The organism is Brevibacterium sp. OS20 (assembly GCF_056837565.1).
Genome location: NZ_CM166367.1, coordinates 2,440,148 through 2,463,532 on the forward strand (window position 1 = coordinate 2,440,148; position 23,385 = coordinate 2,463,532).

Annotated in this window: 16 protein-coding genes and 1 tRNA gene; 7 read left to right on the forward strand and 10 right to left on the reverse strand. The window is 65.2% G+C overall.

What is annotated here, in order from left to right:
- Window positions 1-39: 39 nt before the first annotated feature.
- Window positions 40-1,179 carry a lytic transglycosylase gene (locus ACVZTU_RS10950; protein ID WP_139469754.1) on the forward strand — a complete coding sequence of 380 codons (1,140 nt, stop codon included), beginning with the start codon at window positions 40-42 and terminating at the stop codon, window positions 1,177-1,179.
- Window positions 1,176-3,428 (forward strand): protein kinase domain-containing protein, encoded by a 2,253-nt coding sequence (locus ACVZTU_RS10955; RefSeq protein WP_482400382.1) that lies wholly within the window; start codon window positions 1,176-1,178, stop codon window positions 3,426-3,428. Before ACVZTU_RS10950 ends, ACVZTU_RS10955 begins: the two co-directional genes overlap by 4 nt.
- 152 nt (window positions 3,429-3,580) lie before the next feature.
- Here the strand turns inward: ACVZTU_RS10955 and ACVZTU_RS10960 are convergent, their stop codons facing one another.
- Genes ACVZTU_RS10960 through gcvH form a run of 4 tightly spaced genes read right to left on the reverse strand, consistent with a single transcriptional unit; the run spans window position 3,581 to window position 7,058 of the window.
- Complete coding sequence (locus tag ACVZTU_RS10960; protein ID WP_173153058.1) at window positions 3,581-4,975, reverse strand: class II 3-deoxy-7-phosphoheptulonate synthase; 1,395 nt, start codon at window positions 4,973-4,975, stop codon at window positions 3,581-3,583.
- A 10-nt stretch (window positions 4,976-4,985) separates the two neighbouring features.
- Window positions 4,986-5,471, reverse strand: a complete 486-nt coding sequence (locus ACVZTU_RS10965; RefSeq protein WP_101546269.1) for a bifunctional nuclease family protein — start codon at window positions 5,469-5,471, stop codon at window positions 4,986-4,988.
- Window positions 5,472-5,481: 10 nt separating this feature from the next.
- Window positions 5,482-6,654, reverse strand: a complete 1,173-nt coding sequence (locus ACVZTU_RS10970; RefSeq protein WP_482400383.1) for an FHA domain-containing protein — start codon at window positions 6,652-6,654, stop codon at window positions 5,482-5,484.
- On the reverse strand, window positions 6,654-7,058 hold the full coding sequence (gcvH, locus tag ACVZTU_RS10975; RefSeq protein WP_139469750.1) for a glycine cleavage system protein GcvH: 405 nt from the start codon (window positions 7,056-7,058) through the stop codon (window positions 6,654-6,656). Before gcvH ends, ACVZTU_RS10970 begins: the two co-directional genes overlap by 1 nt.
- 230 nt (window positions 7,059-7,288) lie before the next feature.
- Between gcvH and ACVZTU_RS10980 the strand changes: the two genes are divergently transcribed.
- Window positions 7,289-7,365 (forward strand) — tRNA-Pro (locus tag ACVZTU_RS10980).
- 165 nt (window positions 7,366-7,530) lie between these two features.
- On the opposite strand, the gene ACVZTU_RS10985 is transcribed toward ACVZTU_RS10980, so the two are convergent.
- The 4 genes from ACVZTU_RS10985 to ACVZTU_RS11000 all read right to left on the reverse strand — a co-directional run bounded on the left by ACVZTU_RS10985 (window position 7,531) and on the right by ACVZTU_RS11000 (window position 12,155).
- Entirely contained in the window at window positions 7,531-8,703 is a 1,173-nt protein-coding gene (locus ACVZTU_RS10985) for an MFS transporter (protein WP_482400384.1), read from the reverse strand.
- Window positions 8,700-10,091, reverse strand: a complete 1,392-nt coding sequence (locus ACVZTU_RS10990; RefSeq protein WP_139469748.1) for a sodium:proton antiporter — start codon at window positions 10,089-10,091, stop codon at window positions 8,700-8,702. Before ACVZTU_RS10990 ends, ACVZTU_RS10985 begins: the two co-directional genes overlap by 4 nt.
- Window positions 10,092-10,285: 194 nt before the next feature.
- Complete coding sequence (locus ACVZTU_RS10995; RefSeq protein WP_181271731.1) at window positions 10,286-10,789, reverse strand: DedA family protein; 504 nt, start codon at window positions 10,787-10,789, stop codon at window positions 10,286-10,288.
- Between the two features lie 151 nt (window positions 10,790-10,940).
- Window positions 10,941-12,155 (reverse strand): metal-dependent hydrolase family protein, encoded by a 1,215-nt coding sequence (locus tag ACVZTU_RS11000; RefSeq protein WP_482400385.1) that lies wholly within the window; start codon window positions 12,153-12,155, stop codon window positions 10,941-10,943.
- Window positions 12,156-12,411: 256 nt separating this feature from the next.
- Between ACVZTU_RS11000 and ACVZTU_RS11005 the strand changes: the two genes are divergently transcribed.
- Window positions 12,412-16,371 (forward strand): Pls/PosA family non-ribosomal peptide synthetase, encoded by a 3,960-nt coding sequence (locus ACVZTU_RS11005; RefSeq protein WP_139469745.1) that lies wholly within the window; start codon window positions 12,412-12,414, stop codon window positions 16,369-16,371.
- Window positions 16,301-17,827, forward strand: coding sequence for a M1 family metallopeptidase (locus ACVZTU_RS11010; RefSeq protein ID WP_482400386.1), 1,527 nt, complete (start codon window positions 16,301-16,303; stop codon window positions 17,825-17,827). The genes ACVZTU_RS11005 and ACVZTU_RS11010 overlap by 71 nt, the downstream gene beginning before the upstream one ends.
- 84 nt (window positions 17,828-17,911) lie before the next feature.
- On the opposite strand, the gene ACVZTU_RS11015 is transcribed toward ACVZTU_RS11010, so the two are convergent.
- The gene (locus ACVZTU_RS11015) at window positions 17,912-18,769 is read right to left on the reverse strand and encodes a GNAT family N-acetyltransferase (protein WP_482400387.1); all 858 of its coding nucleotides are present in this window, start codon (window positions 18,767-18,769) and stop codon (window positions 17,912-17,914) included.
- Window positions 18,766-20,082: an MATE family efflux transporter gene (locus ACVZTU_RS11020; protein ID WP_139469744.1), complete on the reverse strand. Its 1,317-nt coding sequence runs from the start codon at window positions 20,080-20,082 to the stop codon at window positions 18,766-18,768. The genes ACVZTU_RS11015 and ACVZTU_RS11020 overlap by 4 nt, the downstream gene beginning before the upstream one ends.
- A 323-nt stretch (window positions 20,083-20,405) precedes the next feature.
- Between ACVZTU_RS11020 and ACVZTU_RS11025 the strand changes: the two genes are divergently transcribed.
- On the forward strand, window positions 20,406-21,482 hold the full coding sequence (locus tag ACVZTU_RS11025) for a hypothetical protein (RefSeq protein ID WP_482400388.1): 1,077 nt from the start codon (window positions 20,406-20,408) through the stop codon (window positions 21,480-21,482).
- A 76-nt stretch (window positions 21,483-21,558) separates the two neighbouring features.
- Entirely contained in the window at window positions 21,559-23,331 is a 1,773-nt protein-coding gene (locus ACVZTU_RS11030) for an HNH endonuclease signature motif containing protein (RefSeq protein WP_482400389.1), read from the forward strand.
- Window positions 23,332-23,385 lie beyond the last annotated feature (54 nt).

The following is a 23,385-nucleotide window of genomic DNA, read 5'->3' on the forward strand; positions in this document are numbered from 1 at the left end:
CGTAGCTTCCCCACTCGACATGAAGTCAACAGGTGACAGATGACACGACCGCGACGGCACAGGCCCGTCACCGCCGCTCCTGACATCCGCGCCGCATCGAAGGTGAATTCGACCGGTCCGATCCCAGGAGCCGAACGGGTCGACCCCGAAAACGACTCCCCCACCGAGGTGGCCCCCACCGCCGAATCCCCCGACGATCAGTCCGATGACGGCGTCGAGGACACATCCGACCGTCGCTCCGCTGACGAGGACGCAGCCACCTCGAGCACCGGTCCGCAGTGGATCTCGGGCACCGCGAGTGCCACCGTTCCCGTCACCCACGGCGGCCGCACATACAAGGTCAAGCAGGGCGACACCCTCTACGGTGTGGCCAGCAAACACGGCGTCTCAGTGCCCGCGCTGGCCGAACTCAACCGCATCTCGCCGCGTCAGAACCTCCACCAGGGTCAGGTCCTGTCCCTGCCGGAGAAGAACGATCTACCGGACGATGATCCCTCACACGTCGTTGCCCCGGGTGACACCCTGCAGGGGATCGCGGCGCGGCACGGAATCTCGCCGGCGACCCTGCGGCAGGCCAACGCCATGGGTGAAGATTCGTTCATCACGGTCGGCGAACTCCTCCTGCTGCGACCGTCGAAGGCCCGCCCGCGTCGCACCCCGGCCGAACCGCCGAGCGACGTGCCCCGCGTCGCCGCCAGCGCGCAGGTCGAGGGCATCCGCCCCTCGGTGCTCCACGCGGCGCGACTGAACAAATACACTCTGCTGCACCGCCGCCATCCGGCCCCGGCGCAGGCGAAGCTGCTCGTCGCCTCGCTGGCTGTCGAGCTCGGCGCCGATCCCGCCCTCATGCAGGCCGTCGCCGCTGCCGAATCCGGTTTCCAGCACACGACGGTCTCTGCCGGCAACGCGATCGGGATCATGCAGATCACTCCCCGATCCGGTCGCTGGGCGTCCGATATCGTCGGTCGCGGACTCGACCTGCTCGACATCGAAGACAATATCGTCGCCGGCACCGTCATCCTCGGCTGGCTCATCGAAACCGCCGAATCGGAGAACGAAGCCATCGCCGGCTACTACCAGGACCTGCGCTCGGTTCGCGCCGACGGACTGCTGCCGGAGACGAAGGCCTTCGTCCGCGCCGTCCAGCTGCAGCGTGCGCGTTTGGAGGAGGCCCTGTGACCGCCCGCCGAGATCCCCTCATCGGCACGGTGCTCAATGAGCGCTACCGCATCGATGCCAAGATCGCCCGCGGCGGCATGGCCATGGTCTACCGCGGCACCGACCTGCGACTCGACCGTGAGATCGCGATCAAGGTCATGCATGAGCACCTCATCTCCGATGACACCTTCGTCGAACGCTTCCGCCGGGAGGCCATCAACGCCGGTCGGCTCACCCACCCGAACCTCGTGGCCATCCACGATCAGGCGCGCGACGGCGACATCGTCTACCTCGTCATGGAATACCTGCCGTCGGTGACGCTGCGCCGCGAGCTCAAGCACCGCGGAACCTTCACACCCAGACAGGCGATCGTCGTCCTCGATGCGATCCTCGCCGCGCTCGAGGCCGTGCACTCGACCGGGATCATCCATCGCGATCTCAAACCCGACAATGTGCTGCTGGGCACCGACGGTCAGGTCAAGCTCGCCGACTTCGGTCTGGCCCGTGCCGTGACCACAGCGACGACGACCAAGACCCTCATCGGCACGGTCGGCTATGTTGCTCCCGAACTCGTCACCCGAGCCGGAGCAGATGCCCGCACCGATCTGTACACGGTCGGCATCATGTTCTACGAGATGCTCACCGGTGCTCAGCCGTATACCGACGACGTCCCGATCCAGGTCGCGTACCGTCACGTCCACGACACGGTTCCGCCGCCGTCGGACGTCGTCACCCGCTTGAGTCCGCGCCTGGATGCGCTCGTGCTGTGGGCAACGTCGAAGGACCCCGAGGACCGTCCTGCCGATGCCGCCGAGTTCCGCTTAGCGTTGGCAGAAGCGCGTGCGGAGATGTCCGAGGCCGAGCTCGACCTCGGAGATCCGCAGATCGCCACCGGTGAGCACTCCCCCGTGCTCACCGCGAGCATCGACCTCGGCGAGGAAGTGCCCAAGGAGAAGCGCTCCCGCACCGACGAGATCCCGTATCTCGAAGGCGAAGAAGACGACACCGAGGCGGACACAGGTGCGGCGGATCTCGACGATGCCGATGACGACGAGTCCTCCGCCGAGGCGGCTGCCGCGGAAGCGTCCCACGACGATGCCGACGGGGTCGACGGTATCGAATCGGGCGACTCTGATCCTGACGATGACGCCGACTCCGATGACGCCGATCGTGGCGATGACGACCACACGGACGGTGCCGCCGGCGCGGCCGCCGTCGCTGCGGCCGGAGTCGGAGTGGCCGGCGCCGCGGTTGCCGGTGCCGGTGCCGCCTCGGAATCCCCCGACGCAGACACGTCGGGCGCGGAAGCCGCAGGCGCTGCCGCCGATTCAGCTGATTCTGACGCTTCGGACGGTTCCGCTGACCGAGAGGACTCCGACGACGAACCGGTGTCGAAGGATTCGGATTCCGACCGCCACGATAAGGCTGCGGTGGTCGCCGGCTCCGCGGCCGCCTCGGCGGGGGCATCTCCCGTCCGACGTCGCCGACGTCGTGTCCTCGCGGGACTCGTCGCCGTGGTTGCCGTCCTCGCTCTGGTCGCCTGGTTCGTAGTGGCGAACCTGCCTACACCGAAATCCATCGTTCCCGGTGAGTTGGCGGGTAAGCCCGTCGGGGAAGTCACCTCGCAGCTGGAGGACAACGATCTCAAGGCCGAGCCCAAAGAGGTCTTCGACGACAAGGTTCCCGCCGGGACTGTCATCGGCACCGAACCCGTCAGTGGTGCGGAGCTGGCCCCAGACTCTTCCGTCACGGTCGTCGTGTCCAAGGGTGAGGAGAAGTTCGCGGTTCCGAAGCTCGAGGGCACGACCCGCGACGAAGCAGAGGCCGCGCTGAAGAAGGTCAACCTCGAGGTCGGCAAGGTCGAGGAGAAGTACAGCGACACTGTCGCCAAGGACTCCGTCATCTCGGCATCGCAGAAGGCCGGAACCAAGCTGTCGAAAGGCGAGAAGATCGATCTCGTCGTGTCCAAGGGCGTCGCGCCGATCCCGGTTCCCAACGTCGAGGGGCTGACCTTCGACGCCGCCTATGCGACCCTGGCCAAGCGCGGATTCCGCGTCGGCAAGGACGAGGTGTTCTCCGACGATGTACCCAAGGGCAAGGTCGTCTCGCAGTTCCCGAAGAGCACCGAGGCGAAGCCCGCGAACTCGCTCATCATCGTCCGCGTGTCCAAGGGCAAGGAGAAGAAGGAAGACTCCGACTCGAAGGATGACAAGAAGGACGAGAAGGACAAGAAGTCTGACGACAAGAAGGACGACGACAAAGACAAATAGGACTCGTCGGTCAGACGTGTCGGTCGGTCAGGCACGACGGGCGGACAGGCACGACGGGTCGCTCGGGCGCAGATGATTCCGGTCGGTCAGACGACAAAGCCGGGGGCTCCGCAGAGATTCTGCGGAGCCCCCGGCTTTGTCAGTTGTGGCGGTTACTGCCGTCGGGTGAGGTACTCGGCGACCTGGAACGCCATCTCCAGCGACTGATCGTGGTTGAGGCGCGGGTCGACGAGGGTCTCGTAGCGGCGACGCAGGCCCTCGTCGTCGATCTCGGTGGCCCCGCCCATGATCTCGGTGACGTCATCGCCGGTGAGTTCGATGTGCAGTCCACCGGGGATCGTGCCCGCATCGCGGTGCGCGTTGAAGAATCCTTCGACCTCGGCCATGACGTCTTCGAAGCGGCGGGTCTTGTACCCGGTGTTCGAGGTGATCGTGTTGCCGTGCATCGGGTCGCAGACCCAGGTCACATGCGGCAGACGGTCGCCGATTCCCGACAGCAGAGCCGGCAGCGACTCACCGATCTGACCGGCACCCATGCGTGTGACGAAGGTCAGGCGGCCGGGCTCGGCGTCCGGGTCGAGTTTCTCGGCCAGGGCCAGGGCGTCATCAGCCGTGGCAGTGGGTCCGAGCTTGACGCCGATGGGGTTGCGCACCTTGGACAGGAAGTCGACATGGGCGCCGTCGATCTCGCGGGTGCGTTCGCCGATCCACAGGAAGTGTCCGGACACGTCGTAGGCTTCACCGGTGCGTGAGTCGATGCGAGTCAGTGCACGTTCGTATTCGAGCAGCAGCGCCTCGTGGGCGGCGTAGAACTCGGTGGTCTTGAGCGCATCGAAGTCGGCTCCGCAGGCATCCATGAAGCGGATGGCACGGTCGATCTCGGCAGCGGTCTGCTCGTAGCGCTGGTAGCCGGGGTTCGATGCGAGGAAACCGCGGTTCCAGTCGTGGACGAATCGCAGATCGGCGAAGCCGCCCTGGGTGAACGCACGGATGAGGTTCAGCGTGGAAGCGGAGATGTGGTACGCCTTGAGCAGACGTTCCGGATCGTGGCGGCGGGATTCCTCGGTGAACTCGTAGCCGTTGACGATGTCGCCGCGGAACGACGGCAGGGTGACTCCGTCACGGGTCTCCATATCGGCCGAACGCGGCTTCGCGAACTGACCGGCCATGCGGCCGATCTTCACCACGGGCATCGATCCGCCGTAGGTCAGCACGGCTGCCATCTGCAGAACCGTCTGCACACGAGCCCGGATCTTGTCCGCCTGGGCTCCGTCGAAGGATTCGGCGCAGTCGCCGCCCGCCAGGACGAAGGCTTCTCCGCGCGAGGCGGCGGCGATCCGCTGCTTGAGCACATCGGCTTCACCGGCGAAGACCAACGGGGGTGAGTTGCGCAGATCGGTGAGCACCTCGTCGAGCGCAGCACTGTCAAGATACGTCGGCTGCTGCTTCGGATCCATCTCTCGCCAGTCGTCGAGACCGCGGAGATTGTCGTGGCCGGCAGCGGCGATTTCTCTGTTGGACAGGACCGGATCGGTGTGGAGACTCAATGTTTCACTTTCATGGGTTTTCGGTACCGGTCTCGAAGTCCTCGGCCGAGACATTGTCGAGGAAGTCTCTGAACTGTGCGACTTCCTCTTCATCGGCCTCGGGGGCTTCGATTCCGGACTCTTCAAGCAATTGTGTTTCGACGAACACGGGGCAGTCGGCTGTCAGCGCCAGTGTCACCGCGTCCGAAGGGCGCGCGGAGATCGACTTCCCGTCATTCGTGTGCAGCTCTGCCAGGAAGATCTGACCGTCCTTGCCGGTGATCGTCACGTCCTGCAGCTCGGCCCCGTACTTCTCGAGGACGTCGAGCAGCAGAGCATGCGACATGGGGCGCGGCGGGGTCAGTCCCCGCTGCGCGATCGAGAGCGCATTGGCCTCGATCGCACCGACCCAGATCGGCAGATAGTAAGCAGGTTCGCTGGCCTTGAGCAGCAGAATCGGTTGGTTGGCGGGCATTTCGATGCGGACGCCGACAACCTCGACTTCGACTTTTGACATTATCCCCCGGTCAGGAGCGCGGACGCTGCTGGAAGATCATTCGGAACTTGCCGATCTGCACATCGGCTCCGTTCTGCAGTTCGATGGAGTCGATGAGCTGACGGCCCACATAGGTGCCGTTGAGCGAACCCGTGTCGCGCAGAGTGAACCCGCTGGGAGTGCGGATGAACTCGGCATGCTTACGCGAGACCGTGACGTCATCGAGGAAGATGTCGGCATTCGGGCTGCGACCCACCGTGACCACGTCGGTGTCGAGCAGGATCTGTGAACCGGAGTCCGGTCCGGAGACGACGACGAGCAGAGCATCGGCGTCCTGCAGACCTTCGAGGTCGGGCACAGGGTGGATCTCGCCGGTGTGCGGATCCAGGATTCCCTGGAACTGCTGGCTGCCCGAATCGTTCATCGGGTCCTGTCCACCGTTCGTCGGAGCGCCCTGCGGCTGGCCGCCCTGGGGCTGACCCGACTGGGGCTGACCGGACTGTGGCTGACCATACTGGCCGGGGCCGGGCTGGCTGCCCTGCTGCTGGTTGGGATCGAACTGGCCGTACTGGCCGGCACCGTTCGAACCGTACTGCTGCTGGCCGCCCTGCTGCGGATGGTTCCCGTACTGCGGCTGACCTTGGCTGCCCTGAGGCTGCGCAAACTGACCGGCACCATTGGAGCCGTACTGCTGCTGACCCTGGCCGCCCTGAGGCTGACCGCTCTGCGGCTGGCCGCTCTGCGGCTGGCCGTAGTTCTGCGGCGGATACTGATTCTGCTGAGGCTGATACTGCGGCTGCCCCTGACTGCCCTGCCCCTGTCCGGCATACGGCTGATTCGCCGGCTGCGACGCACCATAGTTCTGTCCGCCCTGCGGGGTGCCGCCGAACTGCTGACCATTGCCATAGCTCTGGCCGCCCTGGGGCGTTCCGCCGTAGTTCTGGCCACCTTGGGGCGTTCCGCCGAACTGCTGGCCATTGCCGTACTGCGGTGCCTGCGGGGCACCGTCGGCAGGCTGCTGACCGTAGGGAGGGGTGTTCCCCTGACCGTTCTGGTCGACCTGAGGGTTCATCCGAGTCGCGGACTCGTCAGCGCCATTGCCGTTTCCGGCCCCGAACGGGAACTTCTTCGACTGCGGGACCTGTCCGTTGTCATACCAGGGCTGCGAGGGGGTCGGACGATTCTGATCGTGGTTCTGCGACATTACGCCTCCTCGCTCTGAATGAGCTCTTTGTACGTCTCGCTGTCCATCAGCGATTCGAGCTGTGTGGGGTCACTGAGTTCGACGAGATACATCCACCCGTCTTCGAAGGGAGACGAGTTCACCGTCTCCGGTGAATCGTCGAGTGAGTCGTTGACCTCTGTGACGGTCCCCGACACAGGTGCGATCAGATCGGAGACACTCTTCGTGCTCTCGACTTCACCGCAGGACTCCCCTGCGGTGACCGAATCCCCGGTTTCAGGCAGGTCGACATAGACGACGTCACCCAGCTGTTCCTGGGCGAAATCAGTGATACCCACACGGACTACTGCGTTGTCTTCCGTGGTCGCAACCCACTCGTGGTCGCGCGAGTACCGCAAAGACACTGGATAATCCAGATCTGCCATGTCGACTCCTCTAGTTTGTCGGTGTACCAAGCATAGCCGCCTGGGCCACTTTCATAACAATCACGAAACGGAAATGTTACTGAGTCACCCTGTCAGGCATCTGCAGGACCCGCTTCTTCGGTATCTACCTGGGATGATACCTGTTTTTCGAAGGTCACGGAACGCGGTTTTGGCAGTTGGCCTCCGATCGGTATAAGCTAGTTCTCGTTGCCCACGAGGGAGTACGGTAACGGGCTATGGCGCAGCTTGGTAGCGCGCTTCACTGGGGGTGAAGAGGTCGTGGGTTCAAATCCCGCTAGCCCGACCACCCGGGTCATCACCCGCTTTCAATAGAATGTGTCGCCACTTCGCTGAGACGAAGGAGCGGCACATTTTTCGTTCCCCGAACCTGTCAGCCCCGCGTTGTGGCGACGTCTATTCAATCCAAGCCAGGGGACTTGACTCGAGCCAGGGAACATCCCGCCCACACTCGTCAGGTCCGACGGACGTCCAAGCGGTTCGCGAAGACCACGGTCAGGAGGCCGACGAGCACGAGGATGCCGAGTCCCCACCGCAGTCCCCCTCCGGTGGCGACAACCCCGACCAGCGGACTCGTCCCGAGGTACCCCACCCGCATCAGCCAGTTCACCAGCGTCACTCCCCCGGCACGCCCGACACCGGGCAGACGAGCGGCCGCTCCCAGTGCTCCGGGCACGAGCGTCGCTGACCCGAATCCGAGCGCTCCCATCGAGACGAGCAGCAGAACGGGCTCCTGGGCCGCGATGACGCCGATTCCGCCGCATGCGATGAGACCGCCACCGAAGCCCGCGATCCGACCGCCTCCGAACCTCGTCACGAGCACGTCCCCGCTGATTCGTCCGAGGCATTGGCTGCCGATGACGATGCTGAAGGCGATCCCTGCCGAGGCGGCCGGAACTCCTGCGAATTCGACCGCGGCCAGCCCCGCCCAGTTGTTCGCAATGTCCTCGACCGCGGCACCGCAGATCGCAACGATCGCCAAGGGCAGCGCAGCCCAGAGGACCATCCGTTTCGATCGCCCCACGGCCCCGTCTCCGCCACGGCCAACAGGAGAGGCGTCGGAATCGGCGACCCGCCTCGGCGAGGCATAGTCTCCGATGAGACGGCGCCCAACGATCGTGATGACCACGCCTGCGACTCCGATGAGTCCCAGCCACGCCCGCATGTCGGCACCGGAGCTGGCGGCCGCGGTTGCGGCGGCTCCGCTGAGCAGACCGCCGAGGCTCCACAGCGCATGCATCGACGACAGGATCGTGCGACCGGCCCGCTCCTGGACGGAGATGCCGACGACGTTCTGCGCGACATCGACGATGGCATCGCAGCACCCCAACAGGAGCAGACAGATCGCCATCATCACGCCGTTGACCGACCACGCCGTCGCCGAGGCGGCCACACCGAGCATCACCGTCCCAACGATGACGACACGGTGCGCTCCGAATCGGGCGATGAGGGCGGCGGGCAGGACCGAGGACAGCAGCGACCCGCCGGCGAAGCAGGCGACGACGAGGCCGAACTGCCAGGAGCTCAGTCCGAGTCGGTCGACGAGCAGCGGATACCACGGCAGGAGAGCGGCGAAGACGGCACCATTGCCGGTGAAGTAGAGGCCGACGCCGGCTGCGGCCCTCACTCTGCCTTGACGACTTTCGCCGCGCGCAGGTCACGTCCGGCCTGCCCGAGGATCACGAGCGCGACCAGGACTCCGAGCAGAATCCACCACAGTGAACCGGTCATGAAGATGAGCACCATCGAGGCGAGGATCGGCACCAGACGGCGCAGCGACCACCACACGTAGCCGCCGAAGCTCGGCATCGCCACATTCGCCGAATCTGCGACGGACTTGACCATGAAGTTCGGTCCGTTGCCGATGTAGGTGATGGCCCCACCCATGACAGCGCCGAGCGAGACCGCGATGAGCAGGGTCTCGGGCACTCCCGCCACCTTCGGTTCACCCGGCACCTGGGCGGCCATCTCGAAGAAGGTGACATAGGTGGGAGCATTGTCGAGCACGGAGGACAGACCGCCGGTGAAGATGAACAGGGAGATCTCGCCCAGCGGGATCTTGTGGGCGATCTGCCCCAGGTACTGCAGGGCCGGCATCATCGTGAGGAAGATGCCGATGAAGAGCGACCCGACCTCGAGGATCGGCGTCCAGGTGAATTTGTTGAGATTGAACCGTGCACCGCGGTCACCGACGAGGAATGACGTCACCGCGGAGACGAGCATGACGAGCTCACGCCACGGCACGAAGTCCGAGGCGCTCGCATGTCCTGTTTCGATCGCATGCAGGTCGACCGAAGGGATGAAAGCGACGGCCACGATGATGATCGCGAGGAACAGCAGACCGCTGGCGCCGCGCAGGCCGAGTTTAGTCACATACTCGGCATCTTTGGCCAGCGCCTCGGCCGGTTCCTTCGCATACATCTTCTTATCGAGTGCGAAGTAGCTGATGAGCAGCAGGGCGTTGACGAACAGCCAGTACGGCCAGAGCCCGAATGTCCATTCGAATGGCACTCCGCGCAGCATTCCGAGGAAAAGCGGCGGGTCGCCCAGCGGTGTGAGCAGACCGCCGCAGTTCGCGACGATGAAGATCGTATAGATGACGGTGTGGGTGCGGTGCTTGCGGTCCTGATTCGTGTTGAGGATCGGGCGGATGAGCAGCATAGCCGCACCCGTGGTGCCGATGAACGAGGCGAGCACACCGCCGACAGCGAGGAAGATCGTGTTGTTCCGCGGAGTCGCCTTGATGTCGCCGACGAGGAAGATTCCGCCCGAGGCGACGAAGAGGCTGCCGATGAGCATGATGAATTGGAAGTACTCGAGCAGCGCGTGGATGACGGTCGTCGACTCTCCGCTGAGCAGGAACCACACGGCGATCGGCACACCGAGGATGAGCGCGACGATGAGCTTGACGAGGTTGCGATCCCAGATCTTCTCCGTGGCCGGAATGAGCGGGAGCACCGCGATGCATCCGAGCAGCAGAACGAACGGAATGATGCTCCACCAGGCCACGACCATCCGGGGACTCCTTTACTCAGTGTCGACGAGCAGGCTCGTCCAGTCGACGTTGACGCTGTCTTACTCTACTGAACTCGCGCAGCGCATCGGACCACGGTCTGCCACACGGACGTAGCTTGCCCATGGATGCAAAGAGCCGCCGGCGAAGATCGTTCAGTTCGCCGAGGCGGCCGGTGAGTCAGCAGAGGTGCCGGTCAGTTCGCCGAGGCGGAGGCCGATTCCTCGGCGGGAATGCGATCCTTGCGCAGTCCGATGAGCAGACCGCCGATCGCGACGACGAAGACGAGACCGAGCCCGACGGTCAGTCCCGGTTCGGCCTGGTAGGCCTTGGCCACTGCTTTGAAGCCGAGGAATCCGACGGTCGAGTAGATGAGCGCCCACAGCGATCCTCCGACGGCGAGCGCCGGGACGTAGCGGCGGTAGCGCATCCCCGTGGTTCCGGCAGCGAGGTTGACCACGGTCTGCAGCCCGACGGTGAGGAAGCTCAGGGCCACGACGGGCGCCCCGAAGCGGTCGATGGTGTCCTCGGCGCGGCGGTATTTGGGTCCGGCCATGATCTTCTCGACCCGGTGGAACTTGCGGATTCCCTTGCGGGCGAAGCGGCCGAGGACGAAGGTGCCGCCGGCGCGGACGACAATGATGCCGAACATGATCAGCCATGTCACTGCGATCGGAAACGACCAGTCGAGCGGATTCATCGGTGCGGCGCACTCCTCACTCTGGGCATTCCGCTGCGCGGACGCACTGCGGCTTCACGGATCGGTCGCTCCCATCATAGCCCCGTTAGGTTAGGTTTCCCTCACAGAGCGGCCGGTCGAGACCGATCTCACCCACCGAGGCGGTGACCGCTCAGACGCGCCCACCATCGAGGTAGACCGAGTTGACCCGGTTCTCGATTCCACGGACGTCGGCGGTGCGCAGGTCGCCGTCCACGACGACGAGGTCGGCCAGTCCGCCCTCACCGATTCGGCCGACCCGATCTTCATCGAGCAGGCGGGCTGCCACGGAGGTTCCGGCGGCGAGCGCCTCCGTCGTGGACAGTCCCACCTCGGCCAGCAGGCTGATCTCTTCGAGGTTCTCCCCGTGCGGGCCGACTCCGGCATCGGTGCCCAGCGCGATCGGGACTCCTGCTTCGTGGGCCCGGCTGATCGACTCCTGATGGGCGTCGACGACGCGACGGGCCTTGTCCACGACGGAGGCAGGCAGCCCGGCACCGGCATCGGCGGCCTTGATGACGGCCTGCGGGGCCTGCAGGGTCGGGACAAGGAAGGTGCCGTGCTCGAGCATGAGGTCGATGGCTTCGTCGTCGAGGTAGATTCCGTGTTCGATCGAGCGCACCCCGGCACGGACGGCGTTCTTGATTCCCGGTGCGCCCTGCGCGTGGGACATCACATGCGCACCTTGGGCGGCCGCCTCGGCGACGATGACAGCGATCTCGGCTTCGGTGAATTGCGAGTGGCGCGGATCGTCGCGAGGGGAGAGCACTCCCCCGGTCGAGCAGATCTTGATGTGGTCGGCCCCGGCCCGCAGCAGTTCGCGGGTCTTCTTCTGCACCTCTTCGAGTCCGTCGGCGACCCCCGAGGGCCGGCCGGGGTGCGGGGCCAGGAAGGGAGACTCCGCCCCGGAGACGAGGTGGAAGTCTCCGTGGCCACCGGTCTGGGACATGATGTTGACGGCGATCGTCAGCCGCGGCCCGCGCACCACACCGGTCTCCACGGCCACCTTCGCACCGAGGTCGGTGCCTCCGGCATCGCGCACGGTCGTGACTCCGCCTTTGAGGGTGGCCTCCATATTCTTCACGGAGTTATAGAACTGGAGCGAGAACGGGTCGTGGAAGTTCGAGGTGGCTGCCGCGCCACTGCTCGTGAGGTGGACGTGGCAGTCGATGACTCCGGGGATGATCGTCTTCCCCGTGCAGTCGATGTGGTCGTCTCCGGCGTTGTGCGAACCCTGCCCTCCTTCCGCCACCGAGGCGATCCGTCCGCCGTCGATGACGACGTCCCGGGTGCCGGGTAGGAAGCGGGTTCCGTCGAAGACCGTGGCGTGGGTGAGAACTGTGACCATGGGCGTGCTCCTCATCGTTGAAAATCAGCTGGTCGACCGTGAGCGGCCGTCCCCTCACATCTATCACGGACGACCGCTCCGTGACGATCAGGGCGGTGACACGGAGAACAGTGACTTAAGATCAGACATCGGAACCGGAACGCGCACTGTTCGCACCCCGACCCGTGTTCACGTCCGCGACACCTTCCTGGGTTATGGTCACCGGCGGCACCGGTCGGCCCGGCGCCGATCAGCTCCCGAACGACCCGGAAGACACGTGAGAGAATACGCACCGCAGTTCCCGTCCCCTGTACGGCCCCGTGAGGACCGCACCCTCATCGACGTCCTCCTCGAGTCGGCCGCCGCGCATCCCGATCAGCCGGCCCTCGACGACGGCACACGGGTGCTCAGCTATTCGGAGCTCATCACCGCGATCCGCGATCTCGCACTGGAGATGGCCGAGACCGGGATCGGCCCCGGTGACAAGGTCGGCGTCCGTGTCCCTTCGGGGTCGGTGGATCTGTACCTGGCGATCCTCGCCACGCTCATGCTCGGCGCGGCCTACGTTCCCGTCGACGTCGACGATCCGGATGAGCGGGCGCGCACCGTGTTCGCCGAGGCGGCCGTGACCGGAGTGATCACCGCCGGACCACACATCGAATCCCGCACCGACCGCGGCCCCCTCGACCGTTCCGAGCTGCGGTCCCCCACTCCCGATGACGACTGCTGGGTGATCTTCACCTCCGGGTCGACGGGCACCCCGAAGGGCGTTGCCGTCACCCACCGTTCGGCCGCGGCCTTCGTCGACGCCGAGGCGGCCCTGTTCTGCGTCGAGGAGCCGCTGAGTCCCGGCGACCGCGTTCTGGCGGGACTGTCCGTGGCCTTCGACGCCAGCTGCGAGGAGATGTGGTTGGCATGGCGGCACGGAGCATGCCTGGTCCCGGCCCCGCGTGCGCTGGTGAAGTCCGGGATGGATCTGGGTCCGTGGCTGTCGTCGCGACAGATCACCGTCGTCTCGACCGTGCCGACCCTGGCCGCGCTGTGGCCGGCGGAGAGTCTCGACAATGTCCGCCTCCTCATCTTCGGCGGCGAGGCGTGTCCGCCTGAACTTGGACGGCGGCTCAGTGATGATGACCGCGAGGTGTGGAACACCTATGGTCCCACCGAGGCGACCGTCGTCGCCTGTGCCGCCATGCTCGACGGATCCGAGCCGGTGCGCATCGGCCTGCCGCTCAAGGGCTGGGACCTGGCCGTCGTCGATGCCGAGGGCGTGCCCGTCGCCGATGGAGAGACCGGTGAGCTCATCATCGGCGGGGTCGGTCTGGCCCGCTATCTCGACCCGGCCAAGGACGCCGAGAAGTTCGCCCCCATGCCGAGTCTCGGCTGGGAGCGGGCGTATCGGTCGGGCGACCTCGTCGTCAACGATCCGGCCGGGCTGATCTTCGTCGGTCGCGCCGACGAGCAGATCAAGCTCGGGGGCAGGCGCATCGAGCTCGGTGAGATCGATGCCGCCCTGCAGGCTCTGCCCGGAGTCGAGGGTGCCGCGGCGGCGGTGAAGAAGACCGCGGCCGGCACGGACGTCCTCATCGGCTATCTCGCCCCCGGTGCCGGTTCCGGCGAGGCCGATCTTTCCGCCTGGGAGGCCCGACTGCGTGACGAACTGCCGGCCGCGCTCGTTCCCCGTCTGGCTCTCGTCGAGGATCTGCCCACGAAGACCTCGGGCAAGGTCGACCGCAATGCCCTGCCGTGGCCGCTCGATGACGGCCCCGAGGCGGCCGGATCCGATGAGGTCTTCGACGAGGACACGGAGTGGGTCGCCGAGCAGTGGGCCGCGGTCCTCGGTGCCCGACCCGGCAGCGCTACGGACTTCTTCACCGCCGGCGGCGGTTCACTGGGAGCAGCGCAGCTCGTGTCCCGGCTGCGCACCCGCCATCCCAGCGTCACCGTCGGCGATATCTACGCCCATCCGCGCTTCGGCGCCCTGTCCAGGCTCTGCCTCGGCGAAGAAGGATCCGGCATCGGACCGACGGGTCCCAAGCGCACGATCACACGCACCTCCCGGGGGATGCAGGCCTTCCAGGTTCTGCTCGGGATCCCGGTGCACATCCTCGGCGGGGTTCGGTGGGTGGTGCTGGCGATGCTGGCGGCAAATATCGGTGTCGGACTCGGCGCGGATCTGCCGCTGACTCCGTGGCCGGTCATCATCGTCCTCTTCCTCGTCTTCGTCACCGCCTGGGGGCGAATGCTCATCTCTGCGGGAGCGGCGCGTCTGCTCATGATAGGGATCCGGCCCGGGGACTATCCGCGCTCTGGCTGGGTGCACAAGCGGCTGTGGCTGGCCGAGCATATCGCCGATCTTGCTGCGGCGGTATCGGTGGCGAGCGCACCCTGGGTGACCTGGTATGCGAAGCTGTTGGGCAACCGCATCGGGCCCGATGCCGATCTGCACTCGGTGCCGCCGGTGACCGGTTTCCTCACCCTCGGCGAGGGTGCGGCGGTCGAACCCGAGGTCGATCTCAAGGGCTGGTGGGTCGATGGCGATCTGCTGCGCATCGGACGCATCGACATCAGTCGCAACGCCACGATCGGCGCCCGGTCGACGCTCATGCCCGGCGCCGAGGTGGGCGTCGGGGCCCTCATCGAAGCCGGATCCGCAGTGACCGGACGGGTTCGGAAGAATCAGATCTACTCGGGTTCACCGGCCGTGCGCGTCGGGAAGGCGAAGAAGTCCTGGCCTGCTCCCCCGCCCAGGCGGCGTCTGCCGTTCCTGTTCTACGCCGTCGGCTCGCAGATCAATGCGCTGCTGCCGTATCTCGCTGTGCTGCCGGGCATCGCCTTGATGCTCGCTCTGTCCGGGATCGAGGTCGTCGAGTCGCCCTGGCTGCTGGTGGCGTGGTCACCGGTCGTGGCCTGCCTGTGGTTCTTCACCACTGCACTGTTCATCCTCATCGCTGTGCGGATCCTGGCGATCGGCATGGAAGAGGGAGAGTTCCCTGTCCGCTCGGCCCGCGGTTACCGGGTGTGGGCGACGGAGCGGCTGCTCGACATGGCCCGGGACCTGCTGTTCCCCCTCTACGCGTCGATGCTCACCCCGTGGTGGCTGCGCCTCCTCGGTGCGAAGGTAGGTCCGGGCACTGAGATCTCCACCGTTGTCTTCGTTCCGAAGATGACGACGATCGCGGCCGGTGCCTTCCTCGCCGATGACACCATGGTCGCCAGCTACGAACTCGGCCACGGCTGGATGCGGGCCGGGCGCGCGAAGGTCGGCAAACGCGCCTTCCTCGGCAACTCGGGAATCGCCTCTCCCGGCCGCAGAGTGCCGAAGAACTCGCTGGTCGCGGTGCTCTCGGCGGCGCCGGCGAAGGCGAAGAAGGGGTCGTCGTGGCTCGGCTCTCCTCCGGTGCAGCTGCGCCGCGCCGCCGTGGAATCCGACGAGTCGCTCACCTATGCCCCGACCTTCGGTGTCAAGGCCGCCCGTGCCTTCTGGGAGACTCTGCGGATCTCATCGATCATCGCCGGCGGTGTGCTCATCACCGCTGTCGTGCTCACCATCTGGTTCTTCCTCGGTCTGCCGGGCGGGGTGGCCGCTCAATCGACGACGTTCCTCACCTCCGTGCTGCTGGCCCTGCTCACCTCGGGGGTCGTGATGATGGCCGCCGGTGCCGTGGCGGCGGGACTGGCCGTGGCTGCGAAATGGATCCTCGCCGGTCCGATCCGGCCCGGGGAGCATCCGCTGTGGTCGTCATTCATCTGGCGCAACGAGGTCGCCGACTGCTTCGTCGAGCTCGTGGCCGCTCCCTGGTTCGCCCGGAACGCCGTGGGCACGCCGGCGATCGTGTGGTACCTGCGGGCGATGGGTGCGAAGATCGGGCACGGCGTATGGTGCGAGTCCTACTGGCTGCCGGAGGCTGACCTCGTCGATCTCGGGGACAACTCGACGGTCAATCGCGGCTGTGTGGTCCAGACTCACCTGTTCCATGATCGGGTGATGAGCCTTGATACCGTTCAGCTCGATCCCGGTGCCACTTTGGGACCCAACAGCGTCATCCTCCCGGCCTCCACCCTGGGGGAGAACGCCACTGTCGGGGCGACGTCGCTGGTCATGCGCGGCGAGTTCGTGCCCGCCCATGCCTACTTCAGCGGCAATCCTGTCATACCCTGGGTGGATGCCCCAGAACTTCCCTCACTCGAAGAAGAAGACCGAGACGGCGACCGATCGAGCCGATCGCATGCTTGATTCCTACACCCAGGGCGTCGGCAATGCGGACCTTCACATCGACCACTACGATCTCGACCTCGACTACCGGATCGGCCCGAATCGGCTCTCCGCCAGGGCGGTGCTCAAGGGACGCGTCCTCACGGAAACTTCGTCGATCGTCCTCGATCTCACGGGTCTGCGGGTGACGAAAGCCAGCGTCAACGGCAAGAAGGTCCGCTTCTCCGCACGAGGGAAGAAGCTGCGGCTGACGACCCCTGCGCTGAAGAGCGACCAGCCTGTGGTCATCGACATCAGCTACACGGGCAATCCGGAACCGGCGATCGGCACCTGGGGAGACGTCGGCTGGGAGGAGCTCGAAGACGGGGTGCTCGTGGCCGGTCAGCCCGTCGGTGCCTCGACCTGGTTCCCGTGCAATGACCATCCCTCGAACAAATCCCAGTACAGGGTCTCGGTGCTCGTCGAGTCCGAGTACACGGTGGTGTCCAATGGGTCGCTGACGAAGAAGACGCGCAAGGCAGGGCGGACCCGCTGGACCTATGAGTCGACGACTCCCCTGGCGACCTATTTGGCGACGGTGCAGATCGGTCGCTACAAGTTCGGGCAGATTCCATTGAGCTCCGGTGCGACGAGGTTCGGCGCCGCGATGCGCGGGGCGGCGAAGGATGCCGTTGCCGGTTCGGCCGGAGACGCCCTATCGAGCGCTGTCCGAGGAGTCGCCGGCGCTGCCGGTAAGGACGTGTCTGTTCACGATTCGGCGGGCAAGCGAACGAGGCACAGCCGGACAGAGTCCCCTGTTCCCCTTGGCGTCTATGCCGATGATCATTGGGATGTGGCAGTCGAACGCCTCGGTGTCCAACACGGAATGATGAACCTGTTCATCGACCGCTTCGGACCCTATCCGTTCGACGTCTATGACGTGGTCGTGACCGATGATGTGCTCGAGATCCCGCTCGAGTCGCAGCCGCTGTCCGTGCTCGGTCCCAATCATCTGGGACCGGAGTGGGAGGCCGAGCGTCTCGTCGCCCACGAGATGGCGCACCAGTGGTTCGGAAACTCGCTCACACCGTCACGGTGGAGGGACATCTGGCTCAATGAGGGCTTCGCCTGCTATGCGGAGTGGCTGTGGTCGGAGGAATCCGGGCGTGCGAGCGCCGATGAACGTGCGCGGCAGTGGTGGGAGGAGCTGTCCGCTCAGCCTCAGGACATCATGCTCGGTGATCCGGGCGGGCCGGACATGTTCGATGACCGCGTGTATAAGCGCGGTGCCCTGTGCCTGCATGCTCTGCGCATCGAGCTCGGCGATGCGGAGTTCTTCACCGCCGTCGGCGAGTGGACGAAGCGGTACCGTCATTCGTCGGTGAGCACCGAGGAGTTCATCCGCTGTGTCTCCGAAGTGGCAGAGCGTGATATCGCCGAGGTGGTCCGCCCTTGGCTCGAGGAGCTCGAACTTCCGAATCTTCCGGACCTTCCATAAAAGGGCCAGGGGGCTGAGGAGCTGACTGCGCCTCAGTAAATTCCAGCTCCAGAAGCTGTTGCGAAATCTCGGCAGCGGTGTGCCTCAGCCGAGCTTGCGGACGAGCACGTTCGAGTCGCCGTTGCGTCCGACGGACACGAATCCGTGGTCGGTGTAGAGTTTCGCCGCCCCGTTGCCGTCCTCGACGGACAGGCTGACGGCGGGAAAGCCGCTCATCCGCGCCAGAGCGCAGACCGTATCGAGAAGGGCGCCGCCGATTCCCTGCCCCTGGTGGTCGGGCAGCACTGCCATCGAAAGTTCAGGGATGTCGGCTGCGACCCAGCCGTACCCGGTGAAGGGCATCTGCTCATCCGACGGCGTCAGATCGACGGCCGCGGACTCGGCGGCCTCGGACTCGGCGGCTGCGTTGTCTGCGTCAGCGGACCCGTCGGTGTCGGCACCGGCCGGTGCATCTGAACCTAAGCCAGCCCCAGCATCAGCCTCAACCTCAGCGTCAGCGTCACCCTCGGGCACGACTTCGCTGCGGACCACCTCGGTGCCGGTCTTGTCCAATGCTGCGGCGAAGTCTCCGCCCACCTTCTCATCGGCCCTCCCGACGACATCGTCGATATCGGCCAGACGCACCCAGGCGAGTCCGACGATCGGCGACTGCGCATCGGCTTCGGCGTGCGCGGCGACGGCGATATCTCCCTCTCGTCCCCAGCCGCGGTAGTAGAAGACGGCATCGCTGCGGTAGCGGAGGTCCTCGAGTTCGATTCGGGGCCTGTCCATCGACCAGTTGAAGCACAGATCGAGGAAGGGCAGGAAGGTCTCGTCATCGGTCTCGGCCGGGAGCGGACGGATCCGTCCGCGCAGGGAGGCGGCGGCCGCCTCGGCGGAGGTCTCCGGCGAATCAGCGGAGGTGTTCTGCGAATCATGAGCGTCAGTGTGTGCAGCGTTCATGAGATTCCTTTCTCGACGGCGCGTTCGATCCACGCCCGGTTGCGTACTCGCCAGCCCAGTGTCAGGGCGCGGAAACCGACGAATCCGATGCAGAAGCCGGCCCAGAGCCCGGGTGCTCCCGGCCAGATGCTGATGATCGGGATGAGCAGAATTGCGTATCCGATCACAGCGACCAATTGTGCCAGAGCCAGATACTTCGCGTCCTCAGCTCCTATGAGCACTCCGTCGAGGACGAAGACAAAGCCTGCGATCGGCATGCTCAAGGCGAGGACCGGCAGGAGGGCGGCCAGTGCCGCTACTACGGCCGGGTCCGAGGCGAAGGCACGGGGGATGATTCCGGAGCCGGCGAACAGGACGACGCCGACGACGATGCCGAAGACGATCCCCCACAGGCACAGTCGGCGGTTGATCGCGGCGACCGCCTCGGTGTTCTTCGCCCCCAGCTCGAGGCCGATCATCGCCTGGCCCGCGATGGCCAAGGAATCGAGGGCGAGGGCGAGAGCGAAGAAGATGCTCTGAGCGACCTGGATCGCGGCGAGGTCCGTCGTGCCCATCGCCGTGGCCAGGAAGACGAGGAGGATGAGGGCAGCACGCAGCGAGGCGTTGCGCACCAATAGCCATCCGGAGGTCTTCGCCGAGGTGAACACGCCTGTCCAGTCAGGGCGGATGCTGGCGTGGAGGCGACGGGCCGCGCGGATGGAGATGGTGAGGTAGACCGTGCACATTCCGGCCTGCGCGATGACCGTGCCCATCGCCGATCCCGCGACTCCCATGTCGAGGCCGTAGATGAAGATGGCGTTGAGGCCGATATTGGCGATGCAGCCGGCGGCCGCGACGAGCAGCGGGGTCTTCGTGTCCTGAAGTCCGCGCAGCAGTCCGGTGGCCGCGATGACCATGAGCATGAATGGCAGCCCCCACCATGAGATCGCAAGGTAGGAGTGTGCGCCCGCGGTGATGATCGGATCCGGGTCGAAGGCCTCGATCGCTGTATTCAGCAGGGGCAGCCCGATGATGATGAGCAGGACGGAGGTTCCCAGTGCCAGCCAGATTCCGTCGAATCCGGCCGTGATCGCGCCCGGCCGGTCCCCCGATCCCATCCGTTTCGCCACCCGCGGCGTCGTAGCATAGGCGAGGAAGATCATCAGACCGAGCACCGTCTGCAGGATCGTCGAGGCGATCGCCAGCGATCCCAGGGCACCGGCACCGAGGTGGCCGACCATGGCCGTGTCCGTAAGCAGGAAAATGGGTTCGGCGATCAGGGCTCCGAGTGCGGGAAGGGCCAAACGGAGAATGTCTTTGTCGATCGCTGCCACGTCCCCGATTCTAGCGAACCGGTGGTGCGGTGAGCCTGTCGCGAACCGGCGGTGCGGTGAGTCTGTCGCGATGGATCACTTCAGAGCAGCCACGGGCTCAGCTCGATCGCAATGTCGTGTCAGTGCCGAACTGTAGAGTCAGAGGACAAACTTACCAGAGTCGATAAGGATGACTACCAATCGATTCTTATCGCATCTGCTAGTTTGCTTGTTCTATTTGTAATCGTATTGTTATGTGAATTCATAGCGGCGGATCATATAATTGAGATAGCCGACTTCCCTGACGACTGACTTCCACAGAGGCGTGGAGAGGTGAGAGACCGATGAAGAACATCGGAGACAGCGACGGACAGGAATTCGGTCTGCCCACCGCTCCCCCTGCAGGGGCTGACCGTCGAGCTCTGTCCCAGTTCCGCCGCGCTCACGGACGTCGCATGGAGATCGCCGAGGAGAATGAGCTTGTCGACCTGCTGAGCACCTATGCGCAGAGCAGCCTCGCCCAGGTCAATTCCTTTATCGCCACCAGCCACGTCGTGGCCCAGGATGTCGCCTACGCTCTGGGGCTCATGGGCACTCGGCTCGATACGGTCTACGAATTCGCATCTTTCACCAGAACCGCTGCCCGGCACCGTCTGCCCGAGGACAAGGGAGTCGATCGTAAGTCCGACGGCGACGACTGCATCGTCGACGTTGCTGACGACGACGCATTCTCGTCGACCAGAAGCTGGACCCGAAGAGAGACACGTGCATGGACCCAGGCACTGGCCGCTGTCGAGGCCGAAACCGGGAGGAAGATCGACGCAGACAAAGGACGGAAGAAGGACCGCGCTGCCGGTCGCCGCACTCGTCGCGTGAAGAAGCTGGCAAAGCAGCTGCTGACCGACCCCGCTCTGCTGCCTGACTTTCCCGGCTACGACCCGAAACTGACGTTCTTCACGTGGCTGCGCGGCAGCATCGAACCGACTGAGGCCGGGGTCTATTCGAGTCTCCTCGGGGCAACGACGAGTAACTCGCTCAGGCATATGACCTCGTCGATGACGCTGACCCAGGGACTTCCGAAGTTCCTCAAGCGATGCCTCGATGGGGACTTCACGATCGAGCACGTCGATTGTGTCACTCGCGCATGCCGTGACCTGCACTTCGAGCACCTGCCGGAGTTCGACGATTATCTGGCGCACAGGCGCGCCGACATCACGATCGAGACGTTCAAGCGCTCGGTCGCCTTGAAAATCGCGGTAATCCAACCGGCCGAGGACACTCTGAAGAGTGTTTCACTGCGTCGTCGGGTCGATTTCAGCAGCGGCGACGATGGGACTGCGTACCTCAACCCTGACCGGGCCCGCACCGGAGCTTCAAGCGTGCTTCAGAAGGCTCGACGCCTTTGCCCGGGCAGTGCATAAGAGCCATACGAGTGCGTTCTCAGGTCAGTTGAAGGCTGGAGACTGCTTTGATGAGGAGCGTACGATCTCGGCTCTCATGTTCGACATCCTCACGCGCACGCGTCCGCAGCTGAAGCTGCGCATCATCAGCACGAACGACACCGACAGCTCGTCGACAAGCACCGATTTCCCTCTCGACGGCCTCTTCGCCGGACCCGACGGCACACCGATGCACGAGGGTGAGTCCCTGCTCGACTACATCGAGCGGGTATTCGACGACATGGACAAGACCGGCTGCCAATCACAGGCTCAACCTGTGCCAACCGATTCGGAAACCTCCGCTCAAGATGGCTCCACCACCGATGCACCCACCACACCGGCCGACCGCGTCTTCGAATCCCAGATGCTCGAGGCCATCCTCAGCAGCAACAGCGCCACGGACCGCGACAAGGTCGACGCGCTCTCAACTTTCATCGGATCGCGTGCCAGCGGAGCTCGCCCCGCAGCTGAGGGCACCGGAGCAGAGACAGCGGGAGTAATCGATGCTTTCGGCAATCCCATCCTCGACGCCGGCGAGCGCCGCATCAGTTTCGAGTTCCTGCTTGATATGCCGACCAATGAGTATTGGCTGGCAAATCAGGCCAGCACCTTCATCACCGTTCCTCTGCTGACTCTGCTCACCCAATTCCAGTCGGAAGACGGCAACGTTCCGCCACCTACCGCCGATCCCCCGGGTGCGCCGCCGCCGACAAACGATCCGCCGGGTCCACCGCCACTGAGCACCGATCCCCCTGATGCGCCACCGCCGCCCATAGTTTCCCCGGACCTGCCGCCCACGGCCGAACCACCGACCGCACCGACCGCACCGACCGCACCGACCGCACCGACCGCACCGACCGCACCGACCGCACCGACCGCACCGACCGCACCGACCCACTCAAACACACCGGCTACAGGACCTGACGGACCGCTGACCTCAAATGAGGTGTGCGATCTGGCGGGCATGCTTCCAAACGGGTCGCCGATTCCCGCCGACATGGCGCGGCGGGTCGCAGGATACTCCACCACCTGGACCCGGCTGCTGACCGACCCTGCGACCGGAACACCGGTCGATGCGAAGGCAACGTCCTACGCCATTCCCAACAGCGTACGCAAAACTCTCGTCGCACAGTTCGTTACGTGCACCTTCCCCGGGTGCACTCAGCCCGCCGAAGTGTCAGAGGTGGACCACATCGACCCGTTCAATCACTCCGACCCGACCCGAGGTGGCCTCACCCGCTTCGGAAATCTCCATTGCCTGTGCAAGGCGCACCACTTGCAGAAGACCAACGGCAGTTTCGACGTGCGGATGACCGAGCCCGGCCACCTGGAGTACGTCTTCCGCAAGGGCGTCACCGTGGAGGTCGTCTCACCGGACAACCCGATCAGCGTTGAGCATGCGCGGCTGTTCCTCGAACGGTTCGGCAGGGGCCTCTCCCGCATGGGACGAGCAGCAGCACCGGAGGAGTTGAGCACAGAGGGTCCTCTGACCTGCGAAAGCGCTCCAGCAGCCGAGCACGAGCCCGGCAGCGGTGCTGGGTCCGGCAGCGATCTTGAGTCTGGCGCCGAGACGTCGTCTGCGCACAGCGGCGATGCAGACACCGCTGATCCCGCGCCCGGCGATCGGAAGCGAGCACGGGAATGCCCTGAACCGGCCGCGGCCGACGGTTCCCCTGGCTGGAGGGAGCTCACCGCCGACGACCTCTTCGCTTTCACACCCACGCCTGCGCCGAGCAGTTCCGGCACCACATCTGGCACCGCGCGTACAGACGAGGACAACGCCGAAATGCGCAGCTGGTTCTGGGACAACGGCGAACCTCCACCGTTCTGAGACGACTCCGACAACCCCGCAATGCCCTGCGGCAGGTCCTCTCAACCCGAGAGT